At 70.7% G+C, this 20722-nt stretch carries 21 protein-coding genes; 15 read left to right on the top strand and 6 right to left on the bottom strand.

What is annotated here, in order from left to right; genetic code table 11:
- The first annotated feature begins 13 nt into the window (after positions 1-13).
- The 11 genes from D6682_05040 to D6682_04990 all read left to right on the top strand — a co-directional run bounded on the left by D6682_05040 (position 14) and on the right by D6682_04990 (position 11067).
- Positions 14-616 carry a hypothetical protein gene (locus D6682_05040; GenBank protein RMH51272.1) on the top strand — a complete coding sequence of 201 codons (603 nt, stop codon included), beginning with the start codon at positions 14-16 and terminating at the stop codon, positions 614-616.
- Positions 468-1802 carry an FtsW/RodA/SpoVE family cell cycle protein gene (locus D6682_05035; protein RMH51276.1) on the top strand — a complete coding sequence of 445 codons (1335 nt, stop codon included), beginning with the start codon at positions 468-470 and terminating at the stop codon, positions 1800-1802. The genes D6682_05040 and D6682_05035 overlap by 149 nt, the downstream gene beginning before the upstream one ends.
- Positions 1799-2899 carry an undecaprenyldiphospho-muramoylpentapeptide beta-N-acetylglucosaminyltransferase gene (gene murG, locus D6682_05030; GenBank protein ID RMH51271.1) on the top strand — a complete coding sequence of 367 codons (1101 nt, stop codon included), beginning with the start codon at positions 1799-1801 and terminating at the stop codon, positions 2897-2899. The genes D6682_05035 and murG overlap by 4 nt, the downstream gene beginning before the upstream one ends.
- Positions 2896-4266 carry a UDP-N-acetylmuramate--L-alanine ligase gene (locus D6682_05025; protein ID RMH51275.1) on the top strand — a complete coding sequence of 457 codons (1371 nt, stop codon included), beginning with the start codon at positions 2896-2898 and terminating at the stop codon, positions 4264-4266. The genes murG and D6682_05025 overlap by 4 nt, the downstream gene beginning before the upstream one ends.
- Positions 4266-5156 (top strand): UDP-N-acetylmuramate dehydrogenase, encoded by an 891-nt coding sequence (gene murB, locus D6682_05020; GenBank protein ID RMH51270.1) that lies wholly within the window; start codon positions 4266-4268, stop codon positions 5154-5156. The genes D6682_05025 and murB overlap by 1 nt, the downstream gene beginning before the upstream one ends.
- An 85-nt stretch (positions 5157-5241) precedes the next feature.
- Entirely contained in the window at positions 5242-6120 is an 879-nt protein-coding gene (locus D6682_05015) for a D-alanine--D-alanine ligase (GenBank protein ID RMH51269.1), read from the top strand.
- Positions 6092-6856, top strand: coding sequence for a hypothetical protein (locus tag D6682_05010; protein ID RMH51268.1), 765 nt, complete (start codon positions 6092-6094; stop codon positions 6854-6856). The genes D6682_05015 and D6682_05010 overlap by 29 nt, the downstream gene beginning before the upstream one ends.
- Positions 6857-7012: 156 nt before the next feature.
- Positions 7013-8245 carry a cell division protein FtsA gene (gene ftsA / locus D6682_05005; GenBank protein RMH51267.1) on the top strand — a complete coding sequence of 411 codons (1233 nt, stop codon included), beginning with the start codon at positions 7013-7015 and terminating at the stop codon, positions 8243-8245.
- A gap of 97 nt (positions 8246-8342) precedes the next feature.
- The gene (gene ftsZ, locus D6682_05000) at positions 8343-9515 is read left to right on the top strand and encodes a cell division protein FtsZ (GenBank protein RMH51266.1); all 1173 of its coding nucleotides are present in this window, start codon (positions 8343-8345) and stop codon (positions 9513-9515) included.
- A 110-nt stretch (positions 9516-9625) separates the two neighbouring features.
- Positions 9626-10537 (top strand): UDP-3-O-acyl-N-acetylglucosamine deacetylase, encoded by a 912-nt coding sequence (locus D6682_04995; GenBank protein ID RMH51265.1) that lies wholly within the window; start codon positions 9626-9628, stop codon positions 10535-10537.
- Positions 10537-11067: a YqhA family protein gene (locus D6682_04990; GenBank protein RMH51264.1), complete on the top strand. Its 531-nt coding sequence runs from the start codon at positions 10537-10539 to the stop codon at positions 11065-11067. The genes D6682_04995 and D6682_04990 overlap by 1 nt, the downstream gene beginning before the upstream one ends.
- Here the strand turns inward: D6682_04990 and lipB are convergent.
- The 3 genes from lipB to D6682_04975 are packed head-to-tail and all read right to left on the bottom strand — an operon-like array spanning position 11061 to position 14076.
- On the bottom strand, positions 11061-11684 hold the full coding sequence (lipB, locus tag D6682_04985) for a lipoyl(octanoyl) transferase (protein RMH51263.1): 624 nt from the start codon (positions 11682-11684) through the stop codon (positions 11061-11063). The two genes, D6682_04990 and lipB, sit on opposite strands and share 7 nt — an antisense overlap.
- A gap of 17 nt (positions 11685-11701) precedes the next feature.
- Positions 11702-13036, bottom strand: coding sequence for a glutamate--cysteine ligase (locus tag D6682_04980; GenBank protein RMH51274.1), 1335 nt, complete (start codon positions 13034-13036; stop codon positions 11702-11704).
- 17 nt (positions 13037-13053) lie between these two features.
- A complete protein-coding gene (locus D6682_04975) occupies positions 13054-14076 on the bottom strand; it encodes a hypothetical protein (GenBank protein ID RMH51262.1) in 1023 nt (340 codons plus the stop codon).
- Between the two features lie 99 nt (positions 14077-14175).
- Here D6682_04975 and D6682_04970 point away from each other — a divergent pair, with 99 nt between their 5' ends.
- The 3 genes from D6682_04970 to D6682_04960 are packed head-to-tail and all read left to right on the top strand — an operon-like array spanning position 14176 to position 16815.
- Positions 14176-15186: an alcohol dehydrogenase gene (locus D6682_04970; GenBank protein RMH51261.1), complete on the top strand. Its 1011-nt coding sequence runs from the start codon at positions 14176-14178 to the stop codon at positions 15184-15186.
- Positions 15137-16120 carry a UPF0104 family protein gene (locus D6682_04965; protein ID RMH51260.1) on the top strand — a complete coding sequence of 328 codons (984 nt, stop codon included), beginning with the start codon at positions 15137-15139 and terminating at the stop codon, positions 16118-16120. Before D6682_04970 ends, D6682_04965 begins: the two co-directional genes overlap by 50 nt.
- A gap of 44 nt (positions 16121-16164) precedes the next feature.
- Complete coding sequence (locus D6682_04960) at positions 16165-16815, top strand: haloacid dehalogenase-like hydrolase (GenBank protein RMH51259.1); 651 nt, start codon at positions 16165-16167, stop codon at positions 16813-16815.
- 21 nt (positions 16816-16836) lie between these two features.
- On the opposite strand, the gene D6682_04955 is transcribed toward D6682_04960, so the two are convergent.
- The 3 genes from D6682_04955 to D6682_04945 form a co-directional block, all read right to left on the bottom strand.
- Positions 16837-18570 (bottom strand): DUF3592 domain-containing protein, encoded by a 1734-nt coding sequence (locus tag D6682_04955; GenBank protein RMH51258.1) that lies wholly within the window; start codon positions 18568-18570, stop codon positions 16837-16839.
- Between the two features lie 16 nt (positions 18571-18586).
- Complete coding sequence (locus tag D6682_04950) at positions 18587-19444, bottom strand: paraslipin (GenBank protein RMH51257.1); 858 nt, start codon at positions 19442-19444, stop codon at positions 18587-18589.
- 136 nt (positions 19445-19580) lie between these two features.
- Positions 19581-20030, bottom strand: a complete 450-nt coding sequence (locus D6682_04945; protein RMH51256.1) for a hypothetical protein — start codon at positions 20028-20030, stop codon at positions 19581-19583.
- A gap of 167 nt (positions 20031-20197) precedes the next feature.
- Between D6682_04945 and D6682_04940 the strand changes: the two genes are divergently transcribed.
- A partial coding sequence (locus D6682_04940; GenBank protein RMH51273.1) for a cyclic nucleotide-binding domain-containing protein occupies positions 20198-20722 on the top strand: 525 nt, incomplete at its 3' end.

Below are 20722 nucleotides of genomic sequence, written 5' to 3'. Positions count from 1 at the left end.
GGCGGGGGTCGATGTGGGGATCGATGGCGGGCGGCTCTGCTGGCAGCGACGGGAAGGGGGGCGCGCCAGCTTCCCTCTGGAGAGGCTGCGGCTGCGAGGACGCCACCAGCAGTGCAATCTGGCCGTCGCCGCCCAGGGAGCGGCCGATTTCGGGGTGGGCGAGGCGGTGATCCGCGAGGGGCTCTCCAGCTTCCGCGGCCTGCCCCATCGGCTGCAGTGGATCGGCCGTCGCCGTGGGCGCGACTGGTACGACGACTCCAAGGCGACCAATCCGGCGGCGGCCGCCGCCGCGCTGCGGGCGCTCGGTCGCGCGGTCTGGATCTGCGGCGGGGTGACCAAGGGGTGCGACCTGAAGCCGCTCCTCCCGGCGGTACGCGACGGTGTGGAACGGATGGTGGTGATCGGCCGCGATCCGGAACCGTTCGTCGCACTGGCCCGTGCCGCCGCGGTGGCCTGGGAGGTGGCCGATGGGATGGAGGATGCGGTCGCCCGCGCCGCCGCGGTGCAGCCCCCCCTTCCCGTGGTGCTGGCGCCGGCGGCGGCCAGCTTCGACCTCTATGCCGACTATGCCGCGCGCGGAGAGGCATTCGTCCGCGCGGTGGAGCAGCTCGGATGAGGGTGGTGGCCGGTCGGGTCACGGTCGAGCGCAGCGCCTCCCTGGCGCCGATGGACGGGATGTTGCTCGGCCTCATGCTGATCCTGCTCGGTTTCGGTCTTGTGATGATCTCCAGCGCCAGCTTGGCGGTGGCCGACACCCGCTTCGGCGATCCCTGGCGGATCGTACGCCACTGGCTCTTCTACCTGCCGCTCGGGCTGCTCATCACCTGGGGGGTGTCGCGCATCGATCTCTCCTGGATCCGGGCGGCGACGCTGGGCTGGCTGATGCCGGCGGCCCTCGCCTTGATGATGCTGGTGCTGATCCCCGGCGTCGGCACCCGGCTCAACGGCGCCCGGCGCTGGTTTTCCTTCGCCGGCCTCACCCTGCAGCCGGTGGAGCTGGTCAAGGCGGTGGTGGTGCTCTACATGGCCTACTACCTGGCCGGCTTTCCCGAGCGGCTTTCCTCGCTGCGCAACGGGTTGGCGCCGATGCTGGTGGTGCTGATCGTCTTCGTCGGCCTGCTGCTGCTTCAGCCCGACTTCGGCAGCGCGATGCTCATCGTCGCGGTCTCGGTCGGCATGTGGTTCCTCGGCGGGGTGCCGCTGCGCTACATGGCCGGCATGGTGGTGTCGGTGATCCTCTTTGCGGCGGCGGCCATCGCCTCCGCCCCCTACCGGGTCAAGCGCTTCCTCAGCTTCATCGATCCGTGGGACGACCCCTACGGCAGCGACTACCAGCTGGCCCAGTCGATCCTCGCCTACGGCTCCGGCGGGGTGGACGGCGTCGGCCTGGGTCAGGGGGTGCAGAAGCTCTTCTACCTGCCGGAGTCGTTCACCGACTTCATCGCGCCGCGGTGATCGGCGAGGAGCTGGGGCTGGTCGGCACGCTGTCGCTGATCCTGCTCTTCGCCCTGCTCATCGCCCGCTGCTACCGGATCGCCATGAAGAGCCGGGTGCTCTACGAGCGGCTGGTGGTGCTCGGTTGCACCATGATGCTCGCCTTCACCTTCATGATCAATCTCGGCGCCTCCAGCGGCCTGATGCCGACCAAGGGGATGCCGATGCCGTTCGTCTCCTACGGTGGCAGCGCGCTGCTCGGCGATTGTCTGCTGATGGGGTTGATCTTCTCGGTGCAGCGCCATCTGCCGGAGAACAGCCGGCAGAAGGTTTCCGCCCCAAAACGGCGCATTCCGGTGGTGGCATGACCGCTCCGTGGATCTGCATCGCCGGCGGCGGCACCGGCGGCCATCTGATGCCGGCGCTGGCGCTGGCCGACGGGCTGCGCCGGCGCTGGCCCCATCTGGCGGTCCGCTTCATCGGCGCCGAGCGCGGGCTGGAGGCGCGGCTGCTGCCCGAGCGCGGCGAGGAGGTGTTGTTGTTGACCATGCACGCCGTCGCCGGCGCCGGGATGTGGCAGCGGCTGCGGGTGGTGGTCGGGGAGCTGCCGCGGGCGGTGTGGCGGATCCTGCGCCACTGGCGCGGCGGCCGGCCGGCGCTGGTGGTCGGTGTCGGCGGCTATGCCAGCGCCATGGGGGTGGCCGCCGCCCTCTGCGCCCGGGTGCCGGTGGTGCTCTACGAGCAGAATGCGGTTCCCGGCATGGTCAACCGAAGACTGGCCCGCTTCTGCCGCCGGGTGGTGCTGGGGATGGCCGCCGCCCGCGACCACCTCGCTTCCGGCATCGACTGCGTGGTCTGCGGCAACCCGGTGCGGCGGGAGATCGCCGATCTGCGCTGGCGACCCCATCGGCCGCCGGTGCTGCTGGTGCTCGGCGGCTCGCAGGGGGCCCGGTTTCTCAACCGGACCATGCCGCAGGTGGCCGCCGCGCTGCGCGAGCGCGGGCTGGAGTTCTCGGTGCGCCACCAGTGCGGACGCGGCAACCGGGCGGAGGTGGCCGCCGCCTATCGCCGGGCGGGGGTGGCCGCCGAGGTGGAGGAGTTCTGCCACCGGATGGAGGGGTTCTATGCGGCGGGCGATCTGCTGGTCGCCCGCGCCGGGGCGATGACCGTGGCCGAGGTCGAGGCGGTGGGGATGCCGGCGCTGTTCGTACCGCTGCCCACGGCGGCCGACGACCACCAGTACCACAACGCCGCCGCCCTGGTGCGGGTCGGTGGCGCCAGGCTGCTGCGTCAGGAGGAGGCGACGGTGGCGCGGTTGACCGGGGAGATCGCGCCGTTGTTGGGCGACGAGCGGGCACGGGCGGCGATGCACACCGCCTCCCGCAGCCGGGCGCCGGTCGATGCATTGGGGGCGCTGCTCGACGCGCTGGCCCCGTGGATTCCGCAACCGGCGGCCGGATCATGAAGCAGCTGGTTCGGGTGATCCACTTCACCGGCATCGGCGGCATCGGCATGAGCGGCATCGCCGAGGTGCTGCACAACCAGGGGTTCGTCGTGCAGGGGAGCGATCTGGTCGAGAGCGCGACGGTGGCGCGGCTGCGCCGGCTGGGGATTCCGGTTTGGCGTGGCCACCGGGCGGAACATCTCGGCGCGGCCGAGGTGGTGGTGGTCACCTCGGCGGTGCGCGGGGAGAACCCGGAGGTGGCCGAGGCGCATGCCCGCGGCATCCCGGTGATCCCGCGCGCCGAGATGCTCGCCGAGCTGATGCGGATGAAGCGCGGCGTGGCGGTGGCCGGCAGCCACGGCAAGACCACCATCACCTCGCTCATCGCCCACGGCATGGAGCAGGCCGGCTTCGATCCCACCTTCGTCATCGGCGGGCGGCTGATCGCCGGCGGGGAGAACGCCCGGCTGGGGGCCAGCCCGTGGCTGGTGGCCGAGGCCGACGAGAGCGACGGCTCCTTTCTGCGCCTCTCTCCGATGATCACCGTGATCAGCAACATCGATCCCGAGCATCTCGACCACTACGGCACGGTGGAGCGGCTGGAGCAGGCCTTCACCGACTTCGCCAACCGCACCCCATTCTACGGCTGCGCCGTGCTGCACCACAGCCATCCGCGGGTGGCAGGCATCCGCGCTCGGCTGCACAAACCGGTGCGCACCTACGGCGTCAGCCCGCAGGCCGATGTGACGTTGCAGGCGCGGGTGGTTCGCGGGATGCGCCAGCAGTTGACCGTGGCGGTGCGCGGCGAGCCGCAGCCGCTCAGCCTCGAGCTGGCTCTGCCCGGGGCCCACAACGCAGAGAACGTGCTGGCCGCGGTGGCGGTGCTCCACCGGCTGGGGGTCGATCCTGAGGCGATCGCGGCGGGGATCGCCTCGTTCGGCGGCATCGAACGCCGCTTTCAGGTCGACCAGCTGCTCGGCGGGGTGCTGGTCGACGACTACGGCCACCATCCGGCGGAGATCGCCGCCACCATCGCCACCGCCCGCGAGGCGTGGCCCGACCGCCGGCTGGTGGCGCTGTTCCAGCCCCATCGCTACAGCCGCACACAGGCGCTGCTCGACCGGTTCGCCGATGTGTTCGATGCGGTGCACGAGCTCCATCTACTGCCGATCTATTCCGCCGGCGAGGAGCCGATCGCCGGGGCCGACTCGGCGGCGCTGGCCGACCGGCTGCGGCGGCGCGGCCACCGCGCGGTGGCGCTGCTCGACGATCTCGACGCCGCCGAGGCCTGTTGCCGCGATCGGCTTGCCGCGGGCGGCGTGGTGCTGCTGCTCGGCGCCGGCTCGATCGGGTCGGTCGCCCGGGCGCTGCGCGGGGCATCCGGCTGATGGGCTGGCCGGAACGGTTGCGAGCGCTGGGTGCGCTGCGGCAGGACGAGCCGATGGCCGCCCATGCCACGCTGGGAATCGGCGGGCCGGCGCGCTGGTATTTCCGCCCCGACTCCGCCGAGGCGCTCTGTCGCGCGCTGGCGCTGCTGCCGCCCGATCTGCCGCGGCTGCCGCTCGGGCGCGGCAGCAACCTGCTGGTGGTCGATGAAGGGTTCGACGGCGTGGTGCTCGATCTCGACCGGCTCGACCGGATGGAGGTCGAGGGAACGCGGGTGCGCTGCGGCGCCGGGGTGCGGATGTCGGCGCTCTCCGCGCGCTGCGTGGAGGAGGGGCTGGCCGGTGTCGAGTTCATGGCCACCGTTCCCGGCGAGATCGGCGGGGCGGTGGCGATGAACGCCGGCGCCTTCGGCCAGCAGCTCTCCGACTGCGTCACCGAGGTGGAGCTGGCCGCCGTCGACGGCACCCGCCGTCGGGTCGACCGCTCGGCACTCGGCTTCGCCTACCGCACCTGCCGGCTGCCGGCGGGCGCGGTGGTGCTCTCCGCCACCTTCCGGCTCCGCCCCGACCGGCCGGAGCAGATCCGGCGGCGCATCCGCGACATGCGCGCCCGGCGCGGCGCCAGCCAACCGCTCTCCCTGCCCAACTGCGGCTCGGTCTTTCGCAACCCCGAGGGGGATTATGCCGCGCGGCTGATCGAGGCGGCCGGATTGCGCGGCCATCGCATCGGTCGGGCGGAGATCTCGTCGCAACACGCCAACTTCATCGTCAACCTGGGCGGGGCGCGCAGCGCCGATGTGCTGGCGCTGATGGAGCTGGCCCGGGAGCGGGTGGAGGAGCGCTTCGGCATCCGACTGGAGCCGGAGCTGCGGGTGGTTGGGGGGCGGGCATGATGGTTTCGCAAGAAACCATCATTGCGGCCATGGACGGCCGTCGAGCAAAAAGTCCACGGACGGACTTTTTGCGATTCCATCAGGCATGAGGGTCGGCGTCCTGATGGGCGGGAGCTCGGCGGAGCGGGAGATTTCGCTCCAGTCGGGTCGAGCAGTCTCTGCCGCGCTTACCCGTCTGGGCCATACGGTGGTGGAGGTCGATCTGACGCCGGAGGGCGACTGGATTGCGGCGATCCGGCAGGCGCGGATCGAGCGCGCCTTCCTCGCGCTGCACGGCACCTTCGGCGAGGACGGCATCGTGCAGGGGGCGCTCGAACTGCTGGGGATCCCCTATACCGGTTCCGGGGTGACCGCCTCGGCGCTCTGCATGGACAAGCGGCTGTGCAAGGCGTTGCTACGCGCCCACGACATCCCGCTGCCGGTCGACATCCCGCTCGATGCGCGGGGGCGGCCGGTGCGCTACCCGGTGATCGTCAAGCCGGTGGCCGGGGGGTCGAGCGTCGGGATGCGGCGGGTGACGCGGCCGGAGGAGCTGCCCGACGGGTTCGACGGTGACGGCTGGCTGGCCGAGATGCCGGTGGCGGGTGTCGAGCTGGCCGTCTCGGTGCTCGACGGGCGGGCATTGCCGCCGGTCGAGGTGCGGCCGGCGGGGGGGCTCTACGACTACACCGCCAAGTACGAGTCGGCGCGCACGCGCTACCTCTGCCCGGCGGAGATCCCGCCCGAGAGCCTGCGTGGCTGCATGCGCCGGGCCGAGCGGGTCTGCGCGCTGCTCGGCTGCAGCGGCGCGCCGCGGGTGGACATGATCCTCGATGGAGGCGGTGCAGCGGTGGTGCTGGAGGTCAACACCATCCCCGGCATGACCGACCACAGCCTGCTGCCCAAGTCGGCGGCCGCCGCCGGCATCGGCTTCGACGAGCTCTGCCGGCGCATCCTTGCGGGGGCGCGGCTGCATGGCGGCTGAGTGGCTGCGGCGGGGGGTGCGCGGTTGCTGCGCCGGGCTGCGCCGGGCGGGGCCGGTGCTGCTGATCGCCACCGGCGTGGTGCTGGGGCTGATGCTGCTCGACCGGGCGATGGCGGTCCGCGCCTGGCAGGTGCGCTGCGACGATCCGGTGCTGCAGCGGGCCGTCTCGCGCCGCCTGCAGGAGATGGCGCCGCTCGGATTCGTCGCCGGCATGCCCGGGCGGGTGGCCGAGCGGTTGCGGCGGCTGGAGCCCGACATCGATACCATCGAGGTGGAGCGCAGATTGCCCCATCTGTTGCGCATCCGGGCGGAGGTGCGCAGGCCGGTGGCGTTGTGGAGCGGCGGCGACGGACGGGTGATGCTGGTCGACGGCGCCGGGGTGCCCTACCGGCCGCTCAGGCGCGGCGAGCTGCAGGATCTGCCGCTCTTGCGTACCCGCGACCGGGGCTGCCTGCCGCGACTGACCGCGCTGCTGCAGCGTGTGCGGCGGCTTGATCCCCGCCGGCTCGCCGGGATGAGCGAGCTGATCGTCCGTGACGACGGCCAGCTGCGCATCAACCTGAGCCGGGGAGCGCAGTGGCGGCTGCCGCTGGACGGGGCCGCGCCGCGCCGGGTGGAGCGGATCATGGAGCTGCTCGACGAGCCGCGCTGGCGCCACGGCCATTGGCGGGTCGATGCGCGCCAGCGCGACCGCTGGTATCTCCGCGCCGGCTACGGCGACAGGGCGGTGATTTAGGCCGGCCTCAAGGGATGCCGGCATCCGCGGCCAGGAGGGCCGCGCAGATCCGGAGGTTGCAGGCGCAGCCGACGGATGGGTGAGGCGATCGAAGAGCGCGCTCTTCGATCCCCGTGAAGTCAAAACGTCCACGGAGGGACGTTTTGTGATCCGATCATGAAGGAACAGCAGCAGTTGATCGTCGGGCTCGATATCGGCACCCACAAGATCGCCTGTATCGTGGCCGAGAGCACGCCGGACGGAAAGCTCGATGTGATCGGCATCGGCACCCACCCGTCGCGCGGGTTGCGCAAGGGGGTGGTGGTCAACATCGACGCCACGGTGGAGTCGATCCGGCTGGCGGTGGAGGAGGCGGAGCTGATGGCCGGGGTGGAGATCAAGACGGTCTACACCGGCATCGCCGGCAGCCACATCCACGGCTACAACAGCCACGGCGTGGTGGCGACCAAGAACGGCGAGGTCTCCGCCGAGGATGTCGAGCGGGTGATCGAGGCGGCCAAGGCGATGAACATCCCCGCCGATCAGAAGGTGCTGCACATCCTGCCGCAGGACTACATCATCGACGGCCAGGAGGGGATCAAGTCGCCGGTGGGGATGAGCGGCGTGCGGCTGGAGGCGAAGGTGCACGTGGTCACCGGCGCGGTCTCCTCGGCGCAGAACATCATCAAGTGCTGCCACCGCTGCGGCCTCGAGGTGGCCGACATCGTGCTCGAACAGCTCGCCTCCAGCGAAGCGGTACTGCTGCCGGACGAGAAGGAGATCGGCGTGGTGTTGATCGACATCGGCGGCGGCACCACCGACATCGCCGTCTTCCACGGCGGCGCCATCCAGCACACCTCGGTCATCCCCGTCGGCGGGGACCATCTGACCAACGACCTGGTGGTGGGGCTGCGTACCTCGCCGCGCGAGGCCGACATCCTCAAGCGCAAGTACGGCGCCTGCCTCACCCGGCTGGTGCCGGCCGACGAGATGATCGAGGTGCCCAGCGTCGGCGGCCATGAGCCGCGCACCATGCCGCGGCAGGTGATGACCCAGATCCTCGAGCCCCGTGTCGACGAGCTCTTCGAGATGGTCAAGTCCCATCTCGATCAGTCCGGCTTCCGCCGTCAGCTCTCCGCGGGCGTGGTGCTGACCGGCGGCAGCAGTCTGCTCAACGGGATGGTCGAGCTGGCCGAGGAGGTGTTCGATGCGCCGGTGCGGCTGGGGATGCCCAGGGGGATCGGCGGGCTGGTCGACGTGGTCTCCACACCGATCTACTCCACCGGTGCCGGGCTGGTCTTCTACGGCCGCCGGTATCGGCTGGGGTCGCAGCAACGGCAGAAGAAGGCCCGGACCAAGGGGCCGGGCATCTGGCAGCGGATGCGCGCCTGGTTCGGAGACACCTCGTGATCCGCGCCCCGTACGGACCATGCCGCGGTCGCGGCCATCCCCCTTTTGCAATCCCGATTCCAACCATCATCATTTAGCCCGTCAGGAGGAGCCTACCATGTCCATCTTTTTCGAAGAGAGCAGCACACTGTCCGCCAGGATCAAGGTGATCGGCGTGGGCGGAGGCGGCGGCAACGCCTTGAACAACATGATCTCCCACCATCTCTCCGGCGTGGAGTTCATCGTGGCCAACACCGACGCCCAGGCGATCGAGCGCAACCAGGCCGAGACCAAGCTGCAGCTCGGCGCCGAGTTGACCCGCGGTCTGGGCGCGGGGGCCGATCCCCAGATCGGTCGGGATGCCGCCGAGTCGGAGCGCGACGCCATCCGGGAGTGCCTGCGCGGGGCCGACATGGTCTTTGTCACCGCCGGCATGGGCGGTGGCACCGGCACCGGGGCGGCGCCGGTGATCGCCGAGATCTCCCGCGAGCTCGGCATCCTCACCGTGGCGGTGGTGACCAAGCCGTTCCACTTCGAGGGCAAACGGCGCATGCGCCAGGCGGAGGCGGGCATCGCCGAGTTGAGCAAGCATGTCGACACCCTGATCACCATCCCCAACCAGAAGCTGATCGGCGCGGTGGGCAAGAACACCTCGATGCTCGACGCCTTCCGTCAGGCCGACGACGTGTTGCTGCAGGCGGTGCGCGGCATCTCCGAGTTGATCACCGAGACCGGCTACGTCAACGTCGACTTCGCCGATGTGAAGGCGGTGATGAGCGGCAGCCGCGGGCTGGCCATGATGGGGTCGGGCACGGCCAGCGGGGAGAACCGGGCGATCGAGGCGGCGGAGCGGGCCATCTCCTCGCCGCTGCTCGAGGATGTCGACATCCACGGCGCCCAGGGGATCCTGATCAACGTCACCGGCAGCGAGGAGATGACCCTGGCCGAGTACGACAGTGCGGTCTCCATCGTGCAGCAGATGGCCGACGACGACGCCAACGTCATCTGCGGCATGGTCTACGACAACGAGGCGGGCGACGAGATGCGGGTGACCGTGGTGGCCACCGGCCTCAACCAGGGGCAGGGGGCGACGGTGCGTCCGGTCGAGGGGAGGCGTCCGGCACGTACCCCGGGGAGCCAGCCGCCGCTGGTCATTCCGGGGGTGGCTCCGTCGCAGCAGGGGCAGACCGTTCGTACCGGCACCGACGACCGGGGCGACGATTTCGAGCCGATCTTCGTCGACCCGGACAACATCGACATCCCGGCTTTCCTGCGCCGACAGGCCGATTAGCTCGGATAATAGCTTGCAATGGTCCTTGTTTTTGACAGGATTGGCCGCGCACGGCGCATGCCGTGCGGCATCGGAACGTTGCTTGTGGTGACTGCGAGGGGGGCAGGTCGATGATTGCACAGCGGACACTCAATCGCGCGATCCATTGTGGGGGCATCGGCCTCCATTCGGGGAAGCGGATCGAGCTGACGCTCCATCCGGCTCCGGCGGGCAGCGGGATCACCTTCGTCCGTTCCGATCTCGGGGTGGAGATTCCGGCCCGCTCGGAGTTCGTCGCCGACACCCGGCTCTGCACCACGCTGGGGCGCGACGGGGCGACCGTCTCCACCGTCGAGCATCTGCTCTCCGCGCTGGCCGGCCTCGGGGTGGACAACGCCCGCGTCGAAGTCAATGGCGGTGAAGTACCGATTATGGACGGCTCGGCGGCGCCGTTCGTCTTCCTTATCCAGTGCGCCGGCATCCGCACCCAGGAGCGCCCCAAGCGGGTGATGCGCATCCTGCGTCGGGTGGCGGTGGAGGAGGGCGACAAGCGGTGTGCCCTCTACCCGGCGCAGGGGTTTCGCGTCTCCTACCTGCTCGACTACGACCACCCGCTGCTCAGCAACCGCCGGGTCACCATCGATTTCTCCCGTCAGGCCTACACCCGCGAGGTGAGCCGTGCGCGCACCTTCGGCTTCCTGCACGAGGTGGAGTCGCTGCAGAAGATGGGGCTGGCGCTGGGCGGCTCGCTGGAGAACGCCGTCTGCCTCGATGCCTACCGGGTGCTCAACGAAGGGGGGCTGCGTTACGAGGACGAGTGCGTGCGCCACAAGATCCTCGATACGGTGGGCGATCTGGCGCTGGCCGGCATGCCGATCGTCGGCGCCTTCGAGGGGGAGCGCACCGGCCACGCCTGCAACCACCGGCTGGTGCAGAAGCTGCTGACCGAGCCGGAGAGCTGGCGGGTGGAGACCCTCGCCGGCGGTGATGCGGCCCTCGGGCGTGATGCGCCTGCCGCGGTGCCGGCGGGCGAGCCCGCCTGATGGCGGACCGGCAGCGCTCCGCACTCAACGACTTCCTCGAGCGGCTGCTCTGGGGCTCGCGCTACCTGACGCTGCTCGCCGTCTGGTCCTGCGTGGTGGGGATGGCGCTGCTGTTCATCTCCTCCGCCTGGGACATGGGGGTGCTGCTGATTGAGTTCATCCAGGTCTATTTCGGCGGCCATGACATCGAGTCGTTCCACGTGGTGGTGGTCAGCCACGTGATCACCGCGGTGGACGACTTCCTGTTGGCCATGGTGCTGCTGATCTTCGCCCTCGGCGTCTACGAGCTGCACATCGGCAAGATCGAGTGCGCCCGCGGCTCCGAGCACGCCGGCAACATCCTGCAGGTCTCCAGCCTCGACGACCTCAAGGATCGGCTGGGCAAGGTGATCCTGATGATCTTGATCGTCGCCTTCTTCAAGCAGGTGCTCCATGTCACCTTCGACAACCCGCTCAACATCCTCTACATGGGCGGCGGCATCCTGCTGGTCTCGCTGGCCGGCTACTTCGGCCACAAGCAGGGTCACTGACCTCTTCCTTCCCCCGACAGCAGCGCAACCAGCAGCCGGAACCACGATCCGGCCAGCGTCTCCAGCGGCGGCGGGCTGGTGTGGTCGGCGATGCGATCGATCCCCGCCTCCAGCCCGCAGGGGCGGATGGGGGCGAACCAGGCGGGATCGGTGGTGACGTTGAGCGCCATGCCGTGGCGGCTCACCCCGTCGTCGATGCGCAGGCCGATGGCCGCGATCTTGCCGCGCGCGCTCCACACCCCGGGCAGCCCTGCTCGTCGACCGGCGGCGATCCGGCATCCGGCCAGCAGCCCGATGCAGCTCTCCTCGAGCAGCGCGACGAAGCGGCGCACCGCGATGCGTCGCCGCTTGAGGTCGATGATCGGGTAGCAGAGCAGCTGGCCCGGGCCGTGGAAGGTGGTCTCGCCGCCGCGGTCGGTGACCAGCAGCGGCGCCGGCAGCTCCGGTCGGGTTCGGTTGTCCACCCCCCGCCGTCCGGTGGTGTAGATCGGCGGATGGTGGCAGAACCAGACCTCCTCCGACGCCGTATCGTGCCGCACCGCCCGGGCGTGCTGCTGCATGCGGCGAAGCAGCCTCGGGCAGTCGGCCTCGCCCAGCCAGCGAAAGTGCGGGGGCACGGCTGCTTCCACAGGGGTCAATGCATGCAGTAGTCGAAGGCCGGCTCGATCCGCCCGCGCCAAGCGCCGTGGTAGAGCGCCAGCATCCGGTCGGCCTGGGTGGCGCCCTCCTCCAGCGCACTGGAGAGCGGGTCGAGGAAGCAGGCCTCGCTGCGGCGGCCGGCCTCCTCGGCGATGCGGTCCAGTCCCGCGCGGGCGATCTCCACCATCCGCCGGCAGAGCGGCTGCAACGTGGTACCGCGGAAGGTGGCGGCCAGCGCGTCGCGCGGGGCGCGGACGCGCAGATCGCACACCTCCGCCAGCGACCAGTCGGCGATCATCGCCCACGCTTCGTCCATCGCCAGCGGGTCGTAGAGCAGCCCCTTCCACAGCGCCGGCAGGGCGCAGATCCAGTTGGAGGCGCCGGCGTCGGCGCCGCGCATCTCGAGGAACTGCTTGAGCCGCACTTCGGGGAAGAGGGTGGAGAGGTGGTCGGCCCAGTCGTCGATTGTCGGCCGTTCTCCGGGAAGCTGCGCCAGCCTGCCGGCGAGGAAGTCGCGGAAGGAGGCGCCGCTGCAGTCGATGTAGCGGCCATCCCGGCGCACGAAGTACATCGGCACATCGAGCGCCCACGCCACGTAGTCGGCGAAGCCGAAGTGCTCCTGGAAGACGCAGGGGGGGATGCCGGTGCGGTCGGGGTCGGTATCCAGCCAGCAGGCGGCGCGGGTGGAGCGCCAGCCGGAGGGGGCGCCGTCGCGGAACGGGCTGGCGGCGAAGAGGGCGGTGGCCAGCGGCTGCAGGGCGGTGGCGATGCGCATCTTGCGCGCCATGTCGGCCTCGTCGGAGAAGTCGAGGTTGGCCTGCACGGTGGCGGTGCGCAGCATCATGTCCAGACCGAGGCTCCCCCGCCCGGGCATGTAGGCGCGCATGATCCGGTAGCGTCCCTTGGGCATCCAGTCGATCTCCTCCCGCCGCCACTTCGGCTGGAAGCCGATGCCGAGGAAACCGATCTCCAGATCGCGTGTCACCTCCTCGAGCCGCGCCAGATGGTCGTGCACCTCGGCGCAGGTGGCGAAGAGCGAGTCGAGCGGGGCGCCGGAGAGCTCGATCTGGCCGCCCGGCTCCAGCGTGATCGACGCCCCCCCCCGGCTGAGGGCGACGATGTGGTCGCCTTCGTAGAGCGGCTCCCACCCCCCCCCCTCCGCCAGCCGCGCCAGCAGTGCGCCGATCCCCCCTGGGCCGTGGTAGGGCACCGGGCGGAGCGTGCGGCGGTGGAAGGCGATCTTCTCGTGTTCGGTGCCGATGCGCCAGGCCGACCGCGGTTTGCAACCACGGGCGAGGTGGTCGATCAGCTGCCCTTCGTCCTCGATGATCGGCTGGTGGTTGTCGCTCACTGTGCGCGCTCCTCACGCAGCCGCACGGTCAGCTCCGGGCCGTCGTCGCGCCCCTGCAGGTTGATCAGGATGTCGTCGCCGAGGGGGGTGACGCCGGTGATCTCGGCGTGGTCGTGGCGGGCGATCTGCCTAAGATGGAGGCCGTCCCAGCGCCACAGCCGCGAAGGGCGGTCGTCGTCGGTGATCCACAGCCAGTGGCGGCCGGCGTCCCAGGCCAGGTTGTCGGGGTGGTGGATGCGGCGGTCGGCGAGGTAGGTGGTGACGGTGGCGCGCGCCCCCAGGTCGGTGACGGCGATGATGCGTGGCGCATCGGTCTCGGCGATGAGCAGCCGGCCGTCGTCGAGGACTTCGATATCCTCCATCCGGTTGAACTGCGTCGCCCCCACCCTGCGGGCGAAGGCGCGCGCATCAAGCGGATCGGGCACCGTGCGCCAGTGGAGCCGGCCGTCGAGCAGTTGCAGCAGGTGGGGCGGGCGCATGCGGTAGCGGTAGAGCGCGCCGTGCGGATTCTCGTCGGCCAGATAGGCGTAGCCGCCGTCGCGGGCGAAGGCGATGCCTTCGTGGGCGAAGCGGCCGGCGCGGCGCAGCGGGGCGATGGCCGGATGGGAGGCGGCCGCCTTGTCGCGCTGGACGAACTGCTCCGCGGGCAGCTTGCCCGGCTCGGCCACCCGCCAGATCAGGCCGTGGTCGAACTCCTCGCCGATCCAGAGGCTGCCGTCGGGGGCCAGCTTCAGCCCGTCGGCACGGTTGAGTCCGCTGACGAGCAGCACGCTCCTGCCGCTCTGCAGGTTGTGCAGGTAGAGGCTGGGGGCGTTGAGGCCGGCGCGGGTCTCGCAGGTGATGTAGAGGTAGTTGTGGTCGGGGGCGACGGCGATCATGTCGGGATGGACGCGGCGCCAGACCGCCACCGAGGAGGCGTGCCAGCCGTCGGCCAGCTGCAGGCCGATGGGGTCGAATCGGCAGGCGTAAAGCAACAGCAGCGCGGCGACGATGGCGCGGAGGGGAGCCATGAGCTCCAACGCTGCCGCACTCCGGGCGATCTGCAAGGCGGATTTGCCGAAGGTGCCGCCGCGGCGTAAGCTGCAGCGAGGTACGACGGTCGTGATGGGGGAGAGAAGATGCGTGCCATGGTGATGCAACGGACCGGCGGGCCGGAGGTGCTCAAGCTGAGCGAGCTGCCGCGCCCGGAGATCAGCGACGGACGGCAGGTGCTGGTGCGGGTGCATGCCGCCGGCGTCAATCCGATCGACACCAAGCTGCGCCGCCGTGGTCTCTACTTCGGCCAGCCGCCGGCTGTGCTCGGTTGCGACGGCGCCGGTGTGGTGGCGGCGGTGGGCGATGCGGTAGGCGAGGTGCGCCCGGGGGATGCGGTCTTCTACTGCTACGGCGGGCTGGGGCAGCCGTTCGGCAACTATGCCGACTACACGCTGGTCGATGCCGCCGCGTTGTGTGCCATTCCCGCCGGGCTGGAGATGGCCACTGCTGCTGCGGCGCCGCTGGTGCTGATCACCGCATGGGAGGCGCTGTTCGACCGCGCCCGGCTGCATGAAGGGATGAAGGTGCTGATCCACGGCGGGGGCGGCGGGGTCGGCCATGTGGCGATCCAGCTGGCCAGGGTGGCCGGCTGCGCGGTGGCCACAACGGTGGGCAGCGCGGAGAAGGCGGCGTGGATGGCGGAGCTCGGAGCCGATCTGGTGGTGCGCTACGATCGCGAGGATGTGGTGGCGCGGGTGCGCGACTGGAGCGGAGGGGAGGGCGTTGATGTCGCCCTTGACACGGTGGGCGGGGAGGCATTCCATCAGGCGGCGGCGCTGGTGCGCCCCTACGGAGACCTGGTCACCCTGCTGCAGCTGCCCGCCGATGCCGATCTCAAGGGGCTGAGGCTGCGCAATGTGCGCATCAGTCAGGAGTTGATGCTCACCCCGATGGTGCTGGGGCTGGAGGAGGGGCTGCGCCATCAGGCGGCGATTCTCGAGCAGTGCGGCCAGTTGATGGAGCAGCGCAGGCTGGTGGTGCGGGTCAGCGAACTGCTGCCACTGGAGCAGGCGGCCCATGCCCACAGGACGATCGAGCAGGGGCATGCGACCGGCAAGCTGGTGCTCGATCTCGTCGGGGAAGGGGCCGGGTAGTTCCTTGCCCCTCTGGTTGAAGTTCGGCGTCTCGCTGGCTGTGCTCGCCGGGCTGGCCTGGTGGGTCGATCTGTCGGCGGTGGCACGGCAGCTGGGGGGGGCCGATTCCCGGTGGGTCGGTGCGGCGCTGGCCTGTCTGCTGCTCTCCTACTGCATCAGCGGGGTGCGCTGGGCGGTGATCGCACGCGGCCTGGGGCTGGAGGTCTCCACCCGGCGCAAGGTGCGGCTCTTTTTCGTCGGCGCCTTCACCAGCCTCTTTCTGCCGTCGATCGTCGGCGGGGACGTGGTACGCGGCGTGCTGCTGGCCAGAGGCGGAGGGCGCAGCGGTGTCGGTGTGGAGGCGGCCGCCAGCGTGCTGCTCGACCGGATCAACGGCCTCTACGCGCTGGTGGCGGTGGTCAGCGGCTGCCTGCCCTTCTTCGACTGGCCGCAGGCGCTTTGGCTGGGCTGGTCGGCGCTGGTGGCGGGGATGGCGGTGGTGATGGTTGGCTGGCCGTGGCTGCATCGCCGGCTGCCGGCGCGACCGGGTTGGCTGCATCGGCTGCCGCTGGACGGGGCGCGCTTTGGCCGCGCCTGGTGGCTCGCGCTGGGGCTGTCGCTGCTGATCCAACTGATCATGGTGCAGATCCATCTGCTGCTCGGCATGGCGTTGGGGCTGCCGTTCGGCTGGCCCGCCTACGGCGTGATGGCCGGCCTGGTGGCGCTCCTCTCCATGGTGCCGCTCTCGCTCAATGGCCTCGGGCTTCGCGAGAGCGGGTATGTCGGCTTTGTGCTCTTCTTCGGCGGGAGCGAGGCGCAGGGGGGCGCATTGGCCGCCCTGTGGCTGCTGCTGATCACGTTGGGGGCGCTGCCCGGGCTGTGGGCGGTGTGGCGGATGGGAGGGGTCGGCGCCCTGCGGGGGCTGCGCGAACGGGTGCGCGGGGCCGCGGGGTGAGCACGCCGCCGGACCGGGGCCGGCGCTGTTGCGATGCCACCGGGATGGGCGCCACCGTCCGGCTGGGGCTCGACTTCGACAACACCATCGTCTGCTACGACCGTCTCTTCCACGCCGTCGCGCTGGAGCAGGGGTTGGTGCCCGCATCGCTGCCTCCCTCCAAGCTCGCCGTGCGCGACCATCTCCGCAGGACGGGGCGGGAGCGGCGTTGGACCGAACTGCAGGGCTATGTCTACGGCGCCCGGATGGATGAGGCGCTCCCCGCCCCCGGCGTGGTCGGGTGCATTGCGGCCTTGCGCGAACTTAGGGTCTCCATCTCCATCGTCAGCCACAAGACCGCCCGCCCGGTGGTCGGCCCCCCCTACGATCTGCACGGCGCCGCCCGTCGCTGGATCCGGCGCCGTCTGGTCGACCGGGAGGGGCGGCCGCTGATCGACGAGGCGCGGATCCATTTCGCCCCCACCCGTCGGGAGAAGCTGGCCCGCATCGCCGCGCTCGGTTGCACCCATTTCGTCGACGACCTGCCCGAGGTGGTGGCCGACGCCTCCTTTCCGGCAACGTGCTGCGCCATCCTCTACGACCCGGAAGGACGGCACGACCTGCCGCGGCGCGGCCGGCGCTGCCGATCGTGGGCGGAGATCGCAGCCTTCCTCACCGCGGCCGCCCGTGACGCGGAGGCCACAGACGGGCGGTGATGCACCGGCCGGCCTGGCTCGTCACCCTTTCGGCGGTGGCATGGTCAGCCATACCTCCCATGCGGAGCCGTGGGTGGCGTAGTCCTGTTTGAACGGCCAGATCTCCCGGCTGCCGCGACCGTCGGGGACGCCGGCGCTGATCACCAGCCCCAGCGCGAATGGGTGGCCGGTCGGGATGCCGATTCGCTGCGGATCGATCGCCGCCTCATACATGCGCATTTCCCCCCGCACGGTGGTCGCGGTCAGCGGGAAGGGGAAGACGCCGCCGTCGTAGACCACGCCGGAGGCCTTCCAGCGGATCGCCGCGGGCAGCTTCCGGATCTCGCGCCAGTCGCTTACCTCGGGTGCGTCCGACGGCCGGATCAGGTTGGTGCGGTAGCCCGCGCTCGGACGGCCGTCCTGGTAGATGAAGAAGTATTCGTTGGCGAAGTGGGGTGAGAGGTGGGTGTGGAGCAGCACCATGACCGAGTCGGAACCCCGGCTTCCGGGGTGGGTCGGCACGGCGATGCCGAGGTAGATGCGCCGGCCGTCGCTCTTGAGGTAGACTCGTCCCGCGGAGCCCTTGGGGGCGAAGAGGAGGGCGTCGTTCCACTCCTCGGAGAGGAAGCCGTTGACCACCGGCGCCTTGCCGACCGGAACGGGGTAGACCTTGACCCCCGCCGGGGGGTGGAGGCGTGCGGCCATGGCGGTGATCACCTTGCGGATGGCGCGCTCCTCCGGCCAGGGGTCGGGCCGGGAGAAGCGGAATAGCAGCGACGCCGCCTTCTCCTCGCTGTAGCTCTGCCGCTGCCACTTGCAGCGCTGCAGCCGGGCGAAGAGGGCGTCGAGGTCGCCTCCGGCGGAGATGCGGCGGTCGATCTTCGGCAGCAGCGCGGCGCAGGGCGAGGGTTCGTGCGCGATCCGCGCCAGAAAGGCGCGCAGCTCCTTCGACGGGGTGGGCGGCCGGAACGGCCGCGCCGCCGGCGGCTCGATGGTCTGCGCCACCACCCTCCCGCCGGTGGGGAGGGGGGGCCGGGTGGCTGCAGTCCCCTTCCGCTGCGGGGTGGTGGGCGCGGTCGGAGCCCTGCGGGGCGCCTGTTGATGCGCCGTGCGCCCGGCGGCGGTCGGTGTGCGGGCCGTTTCGCGCGGCGGAGGAGCGGTCCCCTGATCCAGCAGCACCAGCTTGAGGAAGATCGCCAGGAAGCCCAGGGTGAAGAGCGCACCGATCAGTCGGGCGGCGATGAGGATCGGGGTGGTCGGGCGTTTGCGGCGCAGGGAGAAGGGCGCCGGCTGTGCTGTGTCTGCCCCCTGCACCGGGCGGGAGGGCGCTGCGGGGCGGCCGCTTCGCGCGGCGACCAGCAGGAGCAGGGCGCCTGCAGCGGGCAGCAGCCATGCGCTTCCGATCCCTCCGGGGCGCAGCACCGCCTCCTCCGGCCGCTTCGGGTTGAAGGCGGCCTGCAGCCCCCGCGCCCGTTGCAGCCGGTGAAGGAGCGCCGCCCCCCGGATGCAGGGGACGAAGGGGACCGGATCCTGACGCCAGAGCCGGCTGCTGCTCCGCTCGGATCGGCCGACGCGGTAGCGGTAGGCGATGTGGAGGCGGCAGATGCCGGGGAGCGGCGTCCGGGCAAGCTCCATCCGCTCCACGCGGGCGGGGGCCGTCGGCCACGTCGCCGTCTGGTGGTTGCGCCAGATGGCCAGCGCCCCGGTCACGATGAGGAAGATGCCCGCGAAGAGCAGCAGGCGGGAGCCCGTCGCGCCCCCCTCCCGCCGCGTCATCCGGGGCGGGCGCAACTCAGCCCTTCTCCTTTCCCAGCAGCCCCTGGACGGCGGCGAGCAGATCGGCCGGCAGCAGGATGGTCTTGGCGTTCTCCGAGGCCCCCAGCGCCTCCATCGCCTTCACGTAGCGGCCGGCCACCAGGAAGTGGGCCGGCAGCGCCTGCTCCCCGATGGCCGAGCCGACCAGCCTGATCGCCTTGCGGTCGGCCTCGGCCAGCGCCACCTTGGCTTCGGCCTCGCGCCGGGCCGCTTCGAGCTTCCCCTCCGCTTCGAGGATGGCGGCCTGCTTTTCGCCGTCGGCGGCGGTGACCGTCGCCCGTCTGCGCCGTTCGGCGGCCGCCTGCTCCTCCATCGCCTGCTGCATGGTGGCGGAGGGGCGGATATCCTGGATCTCCACGTTCTTCAACACGATGCCCCAGTCGGCGATGTTGTCCGAGATGCCGGCCTTGAGCCGGGCGCGGATCTCGTCGCGGGAGGAGAGCGCGGCATCCAGTTCGATCTCGCCGATGATGCTGCGCAGCGTGGTCTGCACCAGATTGACGATGCCGAGCTCGTAATCCTCGATGCCGTAGATGGCCCGGTCGGGGTGGGCCACCTGGATGAAGGCGACGGCGTTGGCGATGATCACCACGTTGTCCTTGGTGATCACCTCCTGTCCGGCGATGTCCAGCACCTGCTCCTTCATCGATACCCTGGCCACCACCGAGTCGATGAAGGGGACGATGAAGTTCAGCCCGGGCCTGAGGGTGCGGTGGTAGCGGCCGAGCCGCTCCACCACATCGTTCTCCCCCTGCGGGACGATCTTGATCCCGAGGATGACGGCCAGCGCCAGTGCCGCGCCGACGATGCCGATGATGATCATGCCTGCGGTCATGCTCCCTCCAGATTCCGGCGCAGCAGCTCCGTCCATGGACGTTGCGCCCTCCTTACCGATTCTTGGTTCGCCTTCGTACGCTTCGGGTCTGCCCGCGTCTCCTCCCGGCCGCGGATGCCGGCTGCCCGCGAAGCCCTCATCCCTTCGTGACGATGAGGGTGTTGCCCTGAAGATCGGTCACCCGCACCCGGTCGCCTGGGCGGAGCTCCTCTTCGGAGAGGACCGCCCACTCCCGTGCGCCGAGGAAGGGGCGGTCGAAGCGGGCCGTCCCCTCTTCGGTGATGGTGGCCGGCGGCGCGGCGGCGATCTGTTCGTCGAAGGCTCCGGTGGTGGGCGGGGCGGCCCGTCGCCGGAGGGTGTGCCGCACCAGCGGGTAGGTGGCCGCCGAGCAGAGCCCCAGCAGAAGCAACTGCTCCGGGGGCGTCGTCTGCAGTCCGGTCAGCCAGAGGAGGAGCGCCACCACCCCCGCCGCCAGCCAGAGGAAGAGCAGCGGCGTGGTGACGAAGGCCTCCAGGGCGAGGCCGGCGACGGCGATCGCCCCCCACCAGAGGGCGGGGTCGGCGGACCAATGGCTGGTACTGGGCATTTCGGCTCCTTCCGCACCATTCCCGAGTCGTGGTCGGCGGGGAGGAAAGGGTGCCGGCACCGGCGGCCGCCGGCAACTCCTCGGGTGCGCACGGCCGCTGCTTGACCGGTGGCACAGGCGGCGTATCCTGCGCGCCCGCCGGGGGGGGGGGGACGAGGTGAGGGTCCATGTCCGAAGGTTCCGCACGAAATCCGTTGTGGTTCAACTTCTTCCGCCCGGACCCCGGCTGGGTGGATGAGGCCGGCAGCCTCTGTCGCCGCCACCCACTGTTCGACGGGATTCCCGATAGCGTGGTGCATTGGTTCGTCAGCACCATGCATCCGCGCCACTACAAGGCCGAGGAGTACATCTTCCACGCCGGAGACGAGGGGGCGGGGGCGCTGCTGCTCCTGTCGGGGCGGGTCGAGATCCGCCACCAGGGGGTGGTGCTGGCGGTGATGGAGCGGGGCGACATCTTCGGCGAGGCGGCCCTGGTTGACGGCTCGGTACGCACCGCCGACGCCGTGACGCTCTGCCCCAGCCGGTTGCTCTTCCTGCTCCATGCCGATCTCGACGAGTGGATCAACGGTCGGCCGAAGCACGCCTGCACCCTGCTGCGCAACCTGGGCGGAATGTTGGCCAGGCGGTTGTTGCAGGCCAACCGGCTCCTCTCCGGCGCGGGCGACGGCTCCGGGCCGGATGGGGGTGGGGGC

The organism is Zetaproteobacteria bacterium, assembly GCA_003696765.1.
Classification (GTDB): domain Bacteria; phylum Pseudomonadota; class Zetaproteobacteria; order Mariprofundales; family J009; genus RFFX01.
This window is presented reverse-complemented; position numbering and strand designations above follow the sequence as displayed.

Bases quoted from the DNA above. Each gene is read 5' to 3' on its own strand.
- D6682_05035 (RMH51276.1), top strand. From the start codon at position 468: ATGGGATGGAGGATGCGGTCGCCCGCGCCGCCGCGGTGCAGCCCCCCC.
- D6682_04945 (RMH51256.1), bottom strand. From the start codon at position 20,030: ATGCCCAGTACCAGCCATTGGTCCGCCGACCCCGCCCTCTGGTGGGGG.
- ftsA (RMH51267.1), top strand. From the start codon at position 7,013: ATGAAGGAACAGCAGCAGTTGATCGTCGGGCTCGATATCGGCACCCAC.
- murG (RMH51271.1), top strand. From the start codon at position 1,799: ATGACCGCTCCGTGGATCTGCATCGCCGGCGGCGGCACCGGCGGCCAT.
- D6682_04995 (RMH51265.1), top strand. From the start codon at position 9,626: ATGATTGCACAGCGGACACTCAATCGCGCGATCCATTGTGGGGGCATC.
- D6682_04965 (RMH51260.1), top strand. From the start codon at position 15,137: ATGCGACCGGCAAGCTGGTGCTCGATCTCGTCGGGGAAGGGGCCGGGT.
- murB (RMH51270.1), top strand. From the start codon at position 4,266: ATGGGCTGGCCGGAACGGTTGCGAGCGCTGGGTGCGCTGCGGCAGGAC.
- D6682_04990 (RMH51264.1), top strand. From the start codon at position 10,537: ATGGCGGACCGGCAGCGCTCCGCACTCAACGACTTCCTCGAGCGGCTG.
- D6682_04970 (RMH51261.1), top strand. From the start codon at position 14,176: ATGCGTGCCATGGTGATGCAACGGACCGGCGGGCCGGAGGTGCTCAAG.
- D6682_04950 (RMH51257.1), bottom strand. From the start codon at position 19,444: ATGACCGCAGGCATGATCATCATCGGCATCGTCGGCGCGGCACTGGCG.
- D6682_05015 (RMH51269.1), top strand. From the start codon at position 5,242: ATGAGGGTCGGCGTCCTGATGGGCGGGAGCTCGGCGGAGCGGGAGATT.
- D6682_05025 (RMH51275.1), top strand. From the start codon at position 2,896: ATGAAGCAGCTGGTTCGGGTGATCCACTTCACCGGCATCGGCGGCATC.
- D6682_04955 (RMH51258.1), bottom strand. From the start codon at position 18,570: ATGACGCGGCGGGAGGGGGGCGCGACGGGCTCCCGCCTGCTGCTCTTC.
- ftsZ (RMH51266.1), top strand. From the start codon at position 8,343: ATGTCCATCTTTTTCGAAGAGAGCAGCACACTGTCCGCCAGGATCAAG.
- D6682_04960 (RMH51259.1), top strand. From the start codon at position 16,165: ATGGGCGCCACCGTCCGGCTGGGGCTCGACTTCGACAACACCATCGTC.